Genomic DNA, 13,045 nt, shown 5'->3' with positions numbered 1-13,045 from the left:
CAGCGCCGATGGTACTGCGTGGGAGACTACGTGGGAGAGTAGGACACCGCCGAACACCCATTCCCGTAAGGGCCGCAACGATGCGTTGCGGCCCTTACGTGTTTCTACCCGGGTGCAGCCCAGATGAAGAGAGAGATCGATGGACGACCACAGGAACAGCTCATCACGTGGCGAGGATCGCTCCGGGCGGCCCGACAGGGGGCAGCGCGGCGGAGCCGGCGCCTCCCGCGGTGCAGGCCAGGGAGGACAGCGCCGCGACGGCGCGCCCCAGCGCCCCTACCGCAAGAACGACGGGCCGCGTAGCTCGGGCCCTCGCCGCGTGGGCGACAACCGCGGTGCACGCGGTGACTGGACGCCCCGTTCCGGAGGCGAGAGTGGGCGCGCGGGCGACCGTGAGCGCCCCTACCAGCCGCGCCGCGATAACGACGGCCCTCGTCGCGAGGGCGACCGACGGTCCGGCTCCGCCGAGGGCGGCGCGCGGTCGCGCGGTGAGTGGGGCTCGCGCCCGGCGCGCGCACCGTACAACCGTGACGGCGGCCCCCGCCGTGACTCCGACGACCGCCGCAGCGGCCCGCGCGACGACCGCAAGCCGCGTGGCGAGTGGAGCTCGCGTCCCACCAGCGGTTCGCGCCGTGAGGGAGACGACCGACGTTCCGGCCCCCGTGCCGACGACCGTCGTCCCCGCGGCGACTGGGACTCCAGGTCCACGCGCCCCGGGTCCGACCGCGATGGCGGGCGCGCAGCGGGCGACCGCGGCTACGGCGCCCGGAGTGAGGACCGCCGTGGCGGCGAGTTCCGTCGTGATGGTGACACCCGTGGTGGCCGTGACTTCGGTCCCCGTCGTGATGGTGACAGCCGTGGTGGTCGTGACTTCGGTGCGAGCCGTGGTGGCGATGAGCGCCGTGGTGGTCGTGAGTACGGTCCGCGCCGTGATGGTGACAGCCGTGGCGGTCGTGACTCCGGTCCCCGTCGTGATGGTGACAGCCGTGGTCGTGACTTTGGCGGGAGCCGTGGTGGCGACGAGCGCCGTGGTGGTCGTGACTTCGGTGCGAGCCGTGGTGGCGATGAGCGCCGTGGTGGTCGTGACTTCGGTCCGCGCCGTGATGGTGACAGCCGTGGCGGTCGTGACTTCGGTGCCCGTCGTGATGGTGACAGCCGTGGTCGTGACTTCGGCGTGAGCCGTGGCGGCGACGAGCGACGCGGTCCCCGGGACTCCGGCCCCAGGGGCGAGGACCGTCGTACCGGCGGCTCCGGAGACCGTCGCGACGAGCGCCGTGGAGACTGGAGCTCTCGCGCGCCGCGCGGCAGCGAGCAGGCCTCCGGTGGACGCGAGGAGCGGGGCTTCCGGCCCCGCGGTGACGACGACCGCAGTGGCGGACCCCGCCGCGACGCGCGTCGTGACGACCCGCGCGCTCCCCGGCGCTTCAGCCGGGGTGGTGGCGACGCTGCGGCCAACGCACGAAGCGGTCGCCCCAGCCGCCCGGGTGAGCTCGACCCGCGTCGCGTCGAGCGCGAGCCGGAGCCGATCATCGATGAGGACGTCACGCCCGACATGCTCGACCGCGCGGCGCGTGCCCGGCTGCGGACGCTGACGAAGTCGAACGCCGACCACGTCGCCTCCCACCTCATCATGGCCGGCAGGCTCGTCGACACCGACCCCGAGCTCGCTTACGAGCACGCCCGGACGGCTGTGCGCAGCGCCGGCCGCGTCGACGTCGTCCGCGAGGCTCTCGCGCTCACCGCCTACGCCACCGGCCGGTACGCGGAGGCACTGCGTGAGGTCCGCACCGTGCGCCGCCTGAGCGGCATGGACGCCCACCCGGCGATCGAGGCGGACTGCGAGCGTGGCCTGGGCCGCCCGGAGCGGGCGCTCAGCGTCATCGCCGAGGCCAAGGGCCGGAAGCTGCCCGTCGCCGAGGCCGTCGAGCTCACCCTCGTCGAGAGCGGCGCCCGCGCCGACCTCGGTGAGCACGAGGCCGCCCTGCTCGTCGTGGAGCGACTGCTCCCGGCGGTCAAGGACGCTGAGCCCAAGCGCCGCCTGCAGCTCGTGCGCGCCGATCGTCTCGAGACGCTCGGCCGCCACGAGGAGGCTGCCGCCGTCCGAGAGGCCGCGGGAGAGATGCAGCTCGAGGACGAGGAGCTCGTCGTCGTTGACCTCCTTGGGGACGAGGACGAGAACGACGCGCCGGATCACCCGGTGGCGACGCAGCCCGAGCCCGAAGACGACGAGGACGGCACCGAGACGGACGCAGCTGCTGAGGCTGAGATCGAGCCCGAGGTTGCTCCCGAGCCGGAGCCGGAGCCGGAGCCGGAGCCCGAGCCGGAGCCGGAGCCGGAGCCCGAGCCCGAGCCGGACGCAGCTGCTGAGGCTGAGGTCGAGCCCGAGGTGGCTCCGGAGCCCGAGCCCGAGCCCGAGCCGGAGCTGGAGCCCGAGCCCGAGCCTGAGGTCGAGGCCGAGTCCGAGCCGGAGGCCGAGGCTGCTGTTGAGCCCGAGGCCGAGTCGGACGCGGAGTCCCAGCGAGAGGACGACACCGACGAGCCCGCGCAGGTCCAGCTCGACCTGTTCGCCGACACCGAGGAGGAGCGCCCGTGACGGCAACCCTCACCGGGTCCGCAGTACCCGCCGACACCTACGACGTCGCCCTGTACGACCTCGACGGCGTCGTCTACCTGGGCGACGAGCCCGTCAACCACGCGCCGGCCGCCATCCAGGCGGCCGCCGCGCGGGGCCTGCGTCCGCTGTACGTCACGAACAACTCCTCCCGGGAACCGGAGGACATCGCCGCGCAGATCAGCGGCTTCGGCATCCCCTGCGAGCCGCAGGAGATCGTCACCTCCGCCCAGTCGGTGGCTCTCCTCCTCCAGGAAGAGCTCGAGCCCGGTGCCCGGGTGCTCCCGGTCGGCGGCAAGGGCCTGCGCACCGCGCTGAGCGCGGCGGGCTTCGAGCTCGTGACGAGCGCCGCGGACGCGCCGGCGGCCGTGGTCCAGGGCTTCGCGCCCGACCTGGGGTGGCGTGACCTCGCCGAGGCCGCCTACGCCGTCGGCGCCGGAGCCCGCCACGTGGCCACGAACCTCGACGGCTCCATCCCCAAGGAGCGCGGAGTCGCCCCCGGGAACGGTGCGCTCGTGCGCGCCGTCGTCGAGGCGACGGGCATCGAGCCCCTCGCGTCCGGCAAGCCGCTCCCGGCGATCTACCACCAGGCCGCGGACCGGCTCGGGGCCTCGACGCCGATCGCCGTCGGCGACCGGCTGGACACCGACCTCGAGGGCGCACGAGCCGCCGGCATGCCCGGCCTCCTCGTCCTCACCGGCGTGACCACCGCGCGCGACACCGTCCTCGCCCCGGCGCACCAGCGCCCCTCCCTCCTCGCCATCGACCTGCGCGGGCTGTTCGTCCAGCACCCGTCGCCGGTCGAGGTCGAGGACGGATGGTGGGGGTCCGGTGCCGCCCTCGCGCGTGTGCACGACGGCGCACTCGAGCTCCTCGACGACCCCACCGGCCCGCTCGGCCCGACCGACACCCAGCGGCTGGGCGGCGGCAGCCGCGCACGCGTCAGCCTCGACGGCTGGCGGGCACTGTGCGTCGCCGCGTGGGACGCCGCCGACCGCGGGGCCCCGCTCTCGCCGGAGGCCGTCCCGGCCCTGGTGGTCGGCTGACCTCGGTTCCCGTGTCACGGCCGACCACCCAGGAGGGCACCGGCCGCCGCGTCGAGATCGGCGCGGGCGTCCGGGCCTCCCTGGCGGCCGGGCTGGGCCTCTACCCGCTCGGCGTGGCCTTCGGGCTCCTCGTCGTCCAGGCCGGACTCCCGTGGTGGCTCGCCCCGGCGCTGTCCGTCGCCGTCTTCGCCGGTTCCCTCGAGCTGCTCCTCGTCGGGATGATCAGCGGGGGAGCCTCGATCGCGGCGATCGCCCTCACCACCCTCGTCGTCAACTTCCGGCACGTCTTCTACGCCTTCTCCTTCCCCCTGCGCGTCGTGCGCCACCCGGTGGCCCGCGCCTACTCGGTCTACGCCCTCATCGACGAGGCCTACGCGATGACCGCCGTGCGCCCCCACGGCTGGACGGCGTGGCGCCTCGTCTCGATGCAGGTGTCCTTCCAGGCCTACTGGGTGGGCGGCGGCCTCACCGGCGTCGCGGTCGCCTCCCTCCTGCCCGGACCGGTCCAGGGCCTGGAGTTCGCCCTGTGCGCCCTGTTCCTCACCCTCACCCTCGACGCGGCTCGCAGCCGCCGGGAGGTCCCGTCGTTGCTGCTCGCCGGGCTCGCCTTCACCTGCGCCGTCGTCGTCGCCCCCGACTCCGTCCTCCTCGTCGGACTCGTCCTGCTCGTGGGACTCCTCCTCGGCCGGTACGCCCTCACGAGGGGAGGGGCGCGTGGTTGAGCCGGGCTACGTCGTCGCCGTCCTCGCGACCGTCTTCGTCATCACCCTCGCGCTGCGCGCGGTGCCCTTCGCCATCCTCGAGCCGCTGCGCGACTCGCGTCTGGTCACGGCGATGGCGGCCTGGATGCCCGCCGGCATCCTCGCCGTGCTCGCGGCCGCGACCTTCCGCTCCTCCGCCACCGGCGGGCACCTGCTCCACGCCGCGCTGGCCGCCGCCGTCACCGTCGCCGTGCACCTCACCGGCGGGCGCCGCACCCTGCTGAGCGTGGGCGCCGGCACCCTCACCTACGTCGTGCTCGTCAACCTCACCTGAGGGCGGCGCCGCCGGTCACGGCCGCCACGGCGGTACATTGGCGGAGGACCGGACCCTGCAGGACGGACGTGAGAAGGAGACCCATGCCGGACGTGACGCCAGCGCCCGCCCCTCGGCCCGCGCCGCCGCGCCCCGGCCCCACGGCACCGCAGCCCGTCCCCGAGCTCGCGGAGCTCGAGACCCTCGCGGAGCGTCCCCTCGGCGAGCACGTCACCGTCCTCGACGCCGTCCACCGCGCCCTGGCCGCCCAGCTGTCCGCGGCCGAGTCCTGACGTGGCGCGCCTCGTCAGGGTGGACGCAGAGCTCGTCCGCCGCGGGCTGGCCCGCTCGCGCCAGCACGCCGCCGAGCTCATCGCCGAGGGGCACGTCCTCCTCGACGGTGCCGCCGTCACCAAGGCCGCCCGGCAGGTCGACCCCGCCCAGGCGCTGCGCGTCGTCGCCCCGCCCACCGACGACTACGCCTCCCGCGGCGCCCACAAGCTCGCCGGCGCCCTCGACGCCCTCGGGCCCGCTGCGCCCACGGTCGCCGGCCGCCGCGCGCTCGACGCCGGTGCCTCCACCGGTGGCTTCACCGACGTGCTGCTGCGCCGCGGGGCCGAGCACGTCGTCGCTGTCGACGTCGGCTACGGGCAGCTCGTGTGGTCCCTCCAGCAGGACCCCCGAGTCACCGTGCTGGACCGCACGAACGTCCGCACCCTCGACCCCGCCGCCGTCGCCCCGGCGCCCGGGCTCGTCGTCGGGGACCTGTCCTTCATCTCCCTCACCCTCGTCCTGCCCGCCCTCGCCGCCGCGGCCGCGCCGGACGCGGACTTCCTCCTCATGGTCAAGCCGCAGTTCGAGGTCGGCAAGGAGCGCCTGGGCAAGGGCGGCGTCGTGCGCGACCCCGCCCTGCACGCCGAGTCCGTGCGGACCGTCGCCGACGCCGCCGCGGCGCTCGGCCTGGGGACCTACGCCGTCGTACCCAGCCCGCTGCCCGGTCCCAGCGGGAACGTCGAGTACTTCATAGGCTTGCGCCGTGACCCGAGCCGCGTCCACCCACCCGAGGAGCTCGACGCCGTGATCGCTGCCGCCATCGACCAGCGCCCGGCGGTGGCGCCGTGAGCCGCCGGGTCCTCCTCGTCAGCCACGAGTGGCGCGAGCAGGCGGTCACCGCGGCCGCGCAGGCGGAGGCCGGGCTGCGTGAGCTCGGTATCGAGCCGATCCGTGACCTCGACGACGACCCCGCCCACGACCCCGAGCTCGTCCTCGTCCTCGGCGGTGACGGCACCCTGCTGCGCGCCGCCGAGCTCGTCCGCGGCCGCGACGTGCCGCTCATCGGCGTCAACCTCGGGCACGTCGGCTTCCTCGCCGAGGCCGACCCGGACAGCCTCGGGGAGGTGGTCCAGCGCATCGCCGACCGCGACTACACCGTCGAGGAGCGGATGACGATCGACGTCGAGGTCCAGACCCCCACGGGCGAGGTCCACACCGGCTGGGCCATCAACGAGGCGACCATCGAGAAGGTCGACCGCTCCGGCGTCATCGAGCTCGCCCTCGGCGTCGACGGCCGCGGCCTGTCTTCCTTCGGCTGCGACGGCATCGTCATCGCCACCCCCACCGGCTCGACGGCCTACGCCTTCTCCGGCGGCGGCCCGGTCGTGTGGCCCGACGTCGAGGCGCTCCTCGTCGTGCCGATCGCCGCCCACGCCCTCTTCGCCCGCCCGCTCGTCGCCGGGCCCTCCTCGGTGCTCGCCGTCGAGGTCCTGGACCGCAACCTCTCCGGCGGCGACGTGTGGTGCGACGGGCGACGCCAGCTGCCCGCGCCCGTCGGCTCCCACATCGACGTGCGGCGCGGCGCCGAGCCGGTGCGGCTGGCCCGCATCGAGCCCACACCGTTCTCCGGGCGGCTGGTGGCGAAGTTCGCGCTGCCGGTCACCGGCTGGCGCGGGGGGAGGAAGGACCCGTGATCGAGGAGATCCGCATCGAGAACCTCGGTGTCATCGCGTCGGCCACCCTCGGGCTCGGCGCCGGGTTCACCGTCATCACCGGTGAGACCGGTGCCGGCAAGACCATGGTCCTCACGGGGCTCGACCTCCTGCTCGGCGGACGGGGCGACCCCGCGATGGTCCGCAGCGGCGCCGAGCGCGCCGTCGTCGAGGGCACCTTCGTCGTCGGGGACGACGTCGCCGCGCGGGTCACCGACGCTGGCGGCTCCCTCGACGACGACGCCCTCCTCCTCGCGCGCGCCGTGCCCGCCCAGGGCCGCTCCCGGTCCTTCGCCGGCGGCCGCAGCGTCCCGCAGGCCTTCCTCGGTGAGCTCGCCGCCGACCTCGTCACCGTCCACGGCCAGTCCGACCAGCTGCGCCTGCGCTCGCCCGCCCGGCAGCGGGCGCTCCTCGACGCCTTCGCCGGCGTCTCCGCGCTGCTCGGGGAGTACCGCGCCACGTGGCAGCGGCTCACCGAGGCCCAGGCGCGCCTGGAGGAGTGGCAGGCCCGGGCCGACGAGCGTGCCGGGGAGGCCGTGCGCCTGCGGACCAACCTCGAGCTGCTCGAGGCCCTCGACCCCCAGCCCGGTGAGGACGACGCCCTGCGCGCGGAGGCGGAGCGGCTCGGCAACGTCGAGGAGCTGCGGCTGGCCGCCGGCCGCGCCCACTCCGCGCTCCTCGGGGCCGGGGAGGGCGCCGAGCTGGACGCCACCGTCCTCGTCGACGACGCGCGCCGCGCCCTCGACGTCAGCGACCCCGAGCTCGCGGCCCTCTCCACCCGGCTCGCCGAGGTCTCCTACGTCCTGTCCGACGTCGGCACCGAGCTGTCCGGCTTCCTCTCCTCCCTGGAGGCGGACCCGGACCGCCTCCAGACCGTCCACGAGCGCCGGGCCGCGCTGCGGGACGCCGCCCTGCGCCTGGGCCTGGAGAGCACCGACGAGCTGGGGGAGTGGTCACGCGCCGCCGCCGCCCGGCTGGCCGAGATCGACGGCCCCCAGGACGGCGGCGCCGCGCTCCGCGAGGAGATCACCGCCCTCACCGCCACCCTCGGTGAGCTCGCCGAGCGGCTCAGCGCCGCCCGCACGGACGCCGGCACCCGGCTCTCCGAGGCGGTCGACGCCGAGCTCGCCGGCCTGGCGATGCCCGGTGCCCACCTCGAGGTGCGCCTCGAGCCGCTGCCCGAGCCCGGCCCCTGGGGCGTGGAGAACGTGGGCCTCCTGCTGCAGCCGCGGCCGGACTCACCGCCCCGCCCGCTCGGCGACGGTGCCTCCGGCGGTGAGCTGTCGCGCGTCATGCTCGCCCTCGAGGTCGCCGTCGCCGCTCCGGCCGGGGACGCGGCCGTGCGCCCCACCTTCGTCTTCGACGAGGTCGACGCCGGCGTGGGCGGCCGGGCCGCCATCGAGGTCGGCCGCCGGCTGGCTGGCCTGGCCCGCGTCGCGCAGGTCGTCGTCGTCACCCACCTGCCCCAGGTCGCGGCCTTCGCCGACACCCACCTCCTCGTGAGCAAGTCCACCGGCGAGACGACGATCACCGACGTGCGGGAGATCACCGGGCCCGAGCGGGAGCAGGAGCTGGCGCGCATGCTGTCGGGGCAGGAGGACTCCGACGTGGCTCGCCGCCACGCCGCAGAGCTGCTCGACCGTGCCGTCGTGGCACGATGACTCGCGTGAGTCCCCTCTTCCGTCGCCGCACGCCTCCCGACACCGGACCCGGTGTGACCGGTCCGGTGCGTGTGGACCCGCGGACCAAGAACCTCACCAAGCGCCTGCAGCCCGGTGACGTCGCCGTCATCGACCACCTCGACCTGGACCGTGTCTCGGCCGAGGCGCTCGTCGCCTGCCGCCCGGCCGCGGTGCTCAACGCCGCCAAGTCGACCTCCGGGCGCTACCCCAACCTGGGCCCGGAGATCATCGTCGCGGAGGGCATCCCGCTCGTCGACGACCTCGGCGGCTCGGTGATGGCGCTGCGCGAGGGACGGCCCGTGCGCGTGGACGGCAACGCCGTCTACTCCGGCGACGTCCTCGTGGCCGAGGGCACCGAGCAGACCGAGGAGAGCGTCGCCGCGGCGATGGCCGAGGCGCGGGAGGGCCTGTCCGTCCAGCTCGAGGCCTTCGCCGGCAACACGATGGACTTCCTCAACCGCGAGCGTGACCTCCTCCTCGACGGCGTGGGCGTGCCCGAGGTGCACACCGCCATCGAGGGCCGCCACGTCCTCATCGTCGTGCGCGGCTACCACTACAAGGAGGACCTGGCGATGCTGCGGTCCTACGTCCGCGAGTACCGCCCCGTCCTCATCGGCGTCGACGGCGGCGCGGACGCGATCATCGAGTCCGGGCTCACGCCCGACATGATCGTCGGGGACATGGACTCCGTGTCCGACTCCACGCTGCGCTGCGGCGCCGAGATCGTCGTCCACGCCTACCGCGACGGGCGGGCGCCCGGCATGGCCCGCGTCGAGCAGCTCGGCGTGGACCACGTCGTCTTCCCCGCCACCGGCACGAGCGAGGACGTTGCCATGCTGCTGGCCGACGACAAGGGCGCCGAGCTCATCGTCGCCGTCGGCACCCACGCCACCCTCGTGGAGTTCCTCGACAAGGGCCGCGCCGGCATGGCCTCGACCTTCCTCACGCGCCTGCGCGTGGGCTCCAAGCTCGTCGACGCCAAGGGCGTCTCCCAGCTCTACCGCACCCGGATCTCGACGCTGCAGATCGTGCTGCTCGCGCTCGCCGGGCTCCTGGCCATCGGGGTGGCGCTCTTCTCCACCGAGCTCGGCCAGACCCTGTTCCAGATCGTCATGGCGCGGCTCGACGGCCTGTTCGCCGCCATCAAGGACCTGCTGGGCATCGCCCCGCCCGCGCCCACCTCGTAGGAGCACGATGATCGACTTCCGCTACCACCTCGTCTCTCTCATCGCCGTCTTCCTGGCCCTGGCGCTGGGCATCCTCCTCGGCGCCGGCCCCCTCAACCAGCCGCTCGGTGACCAGCTCACCGGTCAGGTCGAGGAGCTGCGCGAGGACCGTGACCGGCTGCGCACCGAGCTCGAGGTCAGCGAGGTCGAGCGCGAGAACCGCGACCAGTTCCTCGACGAGGTCGCTCCCGCCACCCTCGGCTCGCGCCTCGAGGGCCGCAGCGTCGCCGTCGTCGTCCTGCCCGCCGCGAACGAGGACGACGTCGCCGACGTCCGCCTGCGCCTCGAGCAGGCCGGCGCCACCGTCACCGGCCAGGTCCAGGTGACCGAGGCGTGGACCGACCCGGCGACCGCGACCTTCCGCTCGAGCTTCGCCGGCCAGATCCTCGGCTACCTCGACCCCGCGCCCGCGGACGGCGCCGACGCCGGCGTCATCCTCGGCACCGCCCTGGGCCAGGCCCTGACCCGCGGTGATGTCGACGGCACCCCCACGACCGACGCCGAGACGCTCCTCGAGCTGCTCGTCTCCGCCGACGACCCGCTCGTCGAGGTCACCGAGGAGCCGGAGCAGGCCGCCAACGCCACCGTCGTCGTCGCCCCGCGCAGCGAGGCCACCGGCCCCGACGAGAGCCCCGAGCCCGCCGACGTCGAGACCCGTGAGCAGCGGCTGGCCGAGGAGGTCGCCCTGGCCCGCGGCATCGCCGCGACCGGTGAGGGCACCGTCGTGGCCGGCTCGGCCGCCACCGAGCTCGACCTCGTCAGCGCCCTGCGCGCCGACTCCGACGCCGCCCAGGCCGTGACGACCACCGACTCCGTCAGCGAGCTCACCGGTCGCCTCAGCGTGCCGATGGCCCTCGCCGTCGACATCTCCGGGGAGGTGGGCCACTACGGCGTCGGGGCCGAGGCCACCGCGCCCGTCCCGCCCGCCGTCTACCTGCCCCCGCCGGCCGTGCCCGCGCCCGAGCAGGACGAGGCCGCCGACGAGACCGCCGACGAGGACGCCGCCTGATGGGGCGCCTGCGGGCCGCGCTGCTCGGCGTCGCCGCCACCGGTGCGGTGACCGCGGCGGTCGAGGGCGCACCGCCCGGCGGCCCCGAGCGCTGGCAGCGCACCAACTACGCCGGCCGGCAGGTGAGCCTCCTCGGGGGCCTCGCGCAGGCCGGCGGCACGAGCCTCGCGCTGCTCGGCTCCGGCCGCACCGGCGCGGCGGCCGCCGTCGCCGCGGGGGCGGCGGGCGCGCTCGGCGCCGTCGACGACCTCACCGAGCGGGAGGCGGACCGCCACGTCAAGGGATTGCGCGGCCACATCGGCGCGCTGCGCGAGGGCCAGGTCACCACCGGGGCGCTCAAGATCGCCGGGATCGGCGGCGGCGCGCTGCTCGCCGCGCTCGTCCTGCCCGCCCGCGGCACGGGGCCCCTCGCGCGGCTCGTCCACCGCGGCACGAGCGCCGCGCTCATCGCCGGCACCGCGAACCTCCTCAACCTCTTCGACCTGCGCCCCGGCCGGGCGCTCAAGGTCACCTGCGTCGCATCGGCCGCCACAACGCTTGCCGGCGGGCCGGGTGCGCCCGTCGCCGCCACCGCCCTCGGCTCCGCCGCCGCCGGGCTGCGCGACGACCTGTCCGAGCGCACCATGCTCGGCGACACGGGCGCCAACGCCCTGGGCGCGACCCTGGGCACCGCGCTGGCCGCCCACCCCTCCCGCGTCCTGCGCGGCGGTGCGCTGGCCGCGGTCGTCGGGCTCACGCTGCTCAGCGAGCGCGTGAGCTTCTCCCGCGTCATCGACCAGACCCCGGCCCTCCACGCCCTGGACCAGTGGGGCCGACGGTGAGCCCGGTGGCCGGGAGGTGACCGAACCGGTCACCGGCCGCCGCCGCGTCCTCGCCGGGGTCGCCGGCGCCGCGGGCATGATGGCGGCCGTCACGGTGCTCTCGCGCGCCGTCGGCTTCGTCCGGTGGTTCGTCCAGTCGGCCACCCTCGGCGACTCCGCCACGGCCAACGCCTACTCCACCGCCAACACCCTGCCCAACGTCCTCTTCGAGGTCGCGGCCGGCGGCGCGCTCGCCGGTGCGGTCGTCCCGCTGCTCGCCGCCCCCCTCGCCCGGCACCTGCGCGGGGAGGTCGACCGCATCGCCTCGGCGCTGCTCACGTGGACGCTGGCCGTCCTCGTGCCGCTCGGGCTCCTCGTCGCCGTCCTCGCCGGCCCGATCGTCGGGCTGCTGCCCGACTCCGTCGGCTCGGACGTCGAGACGCAGCGCCAGCTCGCCACCTACTTCCTCCGCATCTTCGCGCTGCAGATCCCGCTGTACGGCGTGGGCGTCGTCCTCACCGGCGTCCTCCAGGCGCAGCGGCGGTTCCTCCTCCCGGCGATCGCCCCGCTCCTGTCCAGCGTCGTCGTCATCGGCGCCTACCTGGCCTTCGGGGCGTTCTCCGGCGGGATGGCCGACGACCCCGAGCGCCTGGCGCAGTCCGCGCTCGACTGGCTCGCCTGGGGCACCACCCTGGGCGTCGCGGCGATGAGCCTGCCGCTGCTCGTGCCCGTGGTGCGCAGCGGCGTGCGGCTGCGCCCCGCCCTCCACTTCCCGCCGGGCGTGGGCCGCCGCGCCGTCAACCTCGCCGCGGCCGGGATCGGCGCGCTGCTCGCCCAGCAGGTGAGCGTCGTCGTGTTCATCGTGCTGGCGCGCGCCGGGGGCGTGGAGGGCACGATCACGATCTGGGAGTACTCCCGCGCGGTGTACTTCCTGCCCTACGCCGTCCTCGCGGTCCCAGTCGCCACCGCCGTCTTCCCGCGGCTGGCCGAGCTCTCCGGCGGCCACGACCGGGCCGCCTTCGCGGCCATGGCCGTCGGGTCCACCCGCTCGGTGCTCGCCGCGTCCTTCGTCGGCGCGGGCATCCTCGCCGCCGTCGCGCCGGGCGTCACGGCCGTCTTCTCCCTCAGCGGCACGATGGAGGGGATGACGACGGCGGTCACCTGGCTGGCCCCCGCCGTCGTCGGCTACGGGCTCGTCTTCCACGTGTCCCGCTGCCTGTACACGCTCGACCGCGGTCGGGCCGCCGTGACGGCGACGGCGGCCGGCTGGCTCGTCGTCAGCGTCGCCGCGGCGGTCCTCGTCCGGGTGACGGCGCCCGACGGCGGGAACGGGCCGGCCACGCTCATGTCCCTGGCGCTGGGCACCTCGATCGGTATGACCGTCGCGGGCCTCGGGCTGCTGTGGGCGCTGCGGGCTGCCCTCGGTGCCGACGCGCCGCTCGGCGGGCTCGTGCGGACCATCGCCGTGGGCGCGGCCGGTGCGGCCGCCGGGGGACTGGCCGGCCGGCTCGTCACCGACGCCGTGCTCGGGGTGGTGGGGCCCCAGCTCCTGTCCGGCCTGCTCGCCGCCGCCGCCGGTGGCCTGTGCGCCGCGCTGCTCGGCGTGCTCGCGGTGGTGCTCGCCGACCGCACCGCGGTGCGTCCCGCGCGCTGGTCGTGAGGCCGTGACATG

13 protein-coding genes are annotated in these 13,045 nt (G+C 75.5%); all 13 read left to right on the top strand.

Translation table 11 applies throughout. The annotated features are described in order from the left end of the window. Positions 1-782 precede the first annotated feature (782 nt). The 13 genes from H9624_RS15050 (at position 783) to murJ (ending at position 13,033) form a co-directional block, all read left to right on the top strand. Positions 783-1,178, top strand: coding sequence for a hypothetical protein (locus tag H9624_RS15050; protein WP_251840717.1), 396 nt, complete (start codon positions 783-785; stop codon positions 1,176-1,178). 374 nt (positions 1,179-1,552) lie between these two features. Then, positions 1,553-2,593 (top strand): hypothetical protein, encoded by a 1,041-nt coding sequence (locus tag H9624_RS15045; protein WP_251840716.1) that lies wholly within the window; start codon positions 1,553-1,555, stop codon positions 2,591-2,593. Next, positions 2,590-3,657: an HAD-IIA family hydrolase gene (locus H9624_RS15040; RefSeq protein ID WP_251840715.1), complete on the top strand. Its 1,068-nt coding sequence runs from the start codon at positions 2,590-2,592 to the stop codon at positions 3,655-3,657. The genes H9624_RS15045 and H9624_RS15040 overlap by 4 nt, the downstream gene beginning before the upstream one ends. Before the next feature lie 11 nt (positions 3,658-3,668). Beyond that, a complete protein-coding gene (locus tag H9624_RS15035; protein WP_307784972.1) occupies positions 3,669-4,379 on the top strand; it encodes an AzlC family ABC transporter permease in 711 nt (236 codons plus the stop codon). Next, a complete protein-coding gene (locus tag H9624_RS15030; protein ID WP_251840714.1) occupies positions 4,372-4,692 on the top strand; it encodes an AzlD domain-containing protein in 321 nt (106 codons plus the stop codon). The genes H9624_RS15035 and H9624_RS15030 overlap by 8 nt, the downstream gene beginning before the upstream one ends. Positions 4,693-4,775: 83 nt before the next feature. Continuing rightward, a complete protein-coding gene (locus tag H9624_RS15025; RefSeq protein ID WP_251840713.1) occupies positions 4,776-4,964 on the top strand; it encodes a hypothetical protein in 189 nt (62 codons plus the stop codon). Between the two features lies 1 nt (position 4,965). Next, entirely contained in the window at positions 4,966-5,793 is an 828-nt protein-coding gene (locus tag H9624_RS15020; RefSeq protein ID WP_251840712.1) for a TlyA family RNA methyltransferase, read from the top strand. Next, entirely contained in the window at positions 5,790-6,638 is an 849-nt protein-coding gene (locus tag H9624_RS15015; protein ID WP_251840711.1) for an NAD kinase, read from the top strand. Before H9624_RS15020 ends, H9624_RS15015 begins: the two co-directional genes overlap by 4 nt. Further along, positions 6,635-8,317 (top strand): DNA repair protein RecN, encoded by a 1,683-nt coding sequence (gene recN, locus H9624_RS15010; protein WP_251840710.1) that lies wholly within the window; start codon positions 6,635-6,637, stop codon positions 8,315-8,317. Before H9624_RS15015 ends, recN begins: the two co-directional genes overlap by 4 nt. Before the next feature lie 5 nt (positions 8,318-8,322). Further along, entirely contained in the window at positions 8,323-9,525 is a 1,203-nt protein-coding gene (gene steA, locus H9624_RS15005; protein WP_251840709.1) for a putative cytokinetic ring protein SteA, read from the top strand. A 7-nt stretch (positions 9,526-9,532) separates the two neighbouring features. After that, positions 9,533-10,573, top strand: coding sequence for a copper transporter (locus H9624_RS15000; RefSeq protein WP_251840708.1), 1,041 nt, complete (start codon positions 9,533-9,535; stop codon positions 10,571-10,573). Beyond that, positions 10,573-11,394, top strand: coding sequence for a hypothetical protein (locus H9624_RS14995; RefSeq protein WP_251840707.1), 822 nt, complete (start codon positions 10,573-10,575; stop codon positions 11,392-11,394). The genes H9624_RS15000 and H9624_RS14995 overlap by 1 nt, the downstream gene beginning before the upstream one ends. Before the next feature lie 16 nt (positions 11,395-11,410). Beyond that, complete coding sequence (gene murJ, locus H9624_RS14990) at positions 11,411-13,033, top strand: murein biosynthesis integral membrane protein MurJ (RefSeq protein ID WP_251840706.1); 1,623 nt, start codon at positions 11,411-11,413, stop codon at positions 13,031-13,033. Positions 13,034-13,045: the final 12 nt, after the last annotated feature.

This window comes from Oceanitalea stevensii, from assembly GCF_014837105.1.
GTDB lineage: Bacteria > Actinomycetota > Actinomycetes > Actinomycetales > Actinomycetaceae > Oceanitalea > Oceanitalea stevensii.
This window is presented reverse-complemented; position numbering and strand designations above follow the sequence as displayed.

Excerpts from the sequence above, each read along its gene's own strand:
- H9624_RS15045 (WP_251840716.1), top strand. The coding sequence starts at position 1,553 with ATGCTCGACCGCGCGGCGCGTGCCCGGCTGCGGACGCTGACGAAGTCG.
- H9624_RS15025 (WP_251840713.1), top strand. The coding sequence starts at position 4,776 with ATGCCGGACGTGACGCCAGCGCCCGCCCCTCGGCCCGCGCCGCCGCGC.
- H9624_RS14995 (WP_251840707.1), top strand. The coding sequence starts at position 10,573 with ATGGGGCGCCTGCGGGCCGCGCTGCTCGGCGTCGCCGCCACCGGTGCG.
- H9624_RS15000 (WP_251840708.1), top strand. The coding sequence starts at position 9,533 with ATGATCGACTTCCGCTACCACCTCGTCTCTCTCATCGCCGTCTTCCTG.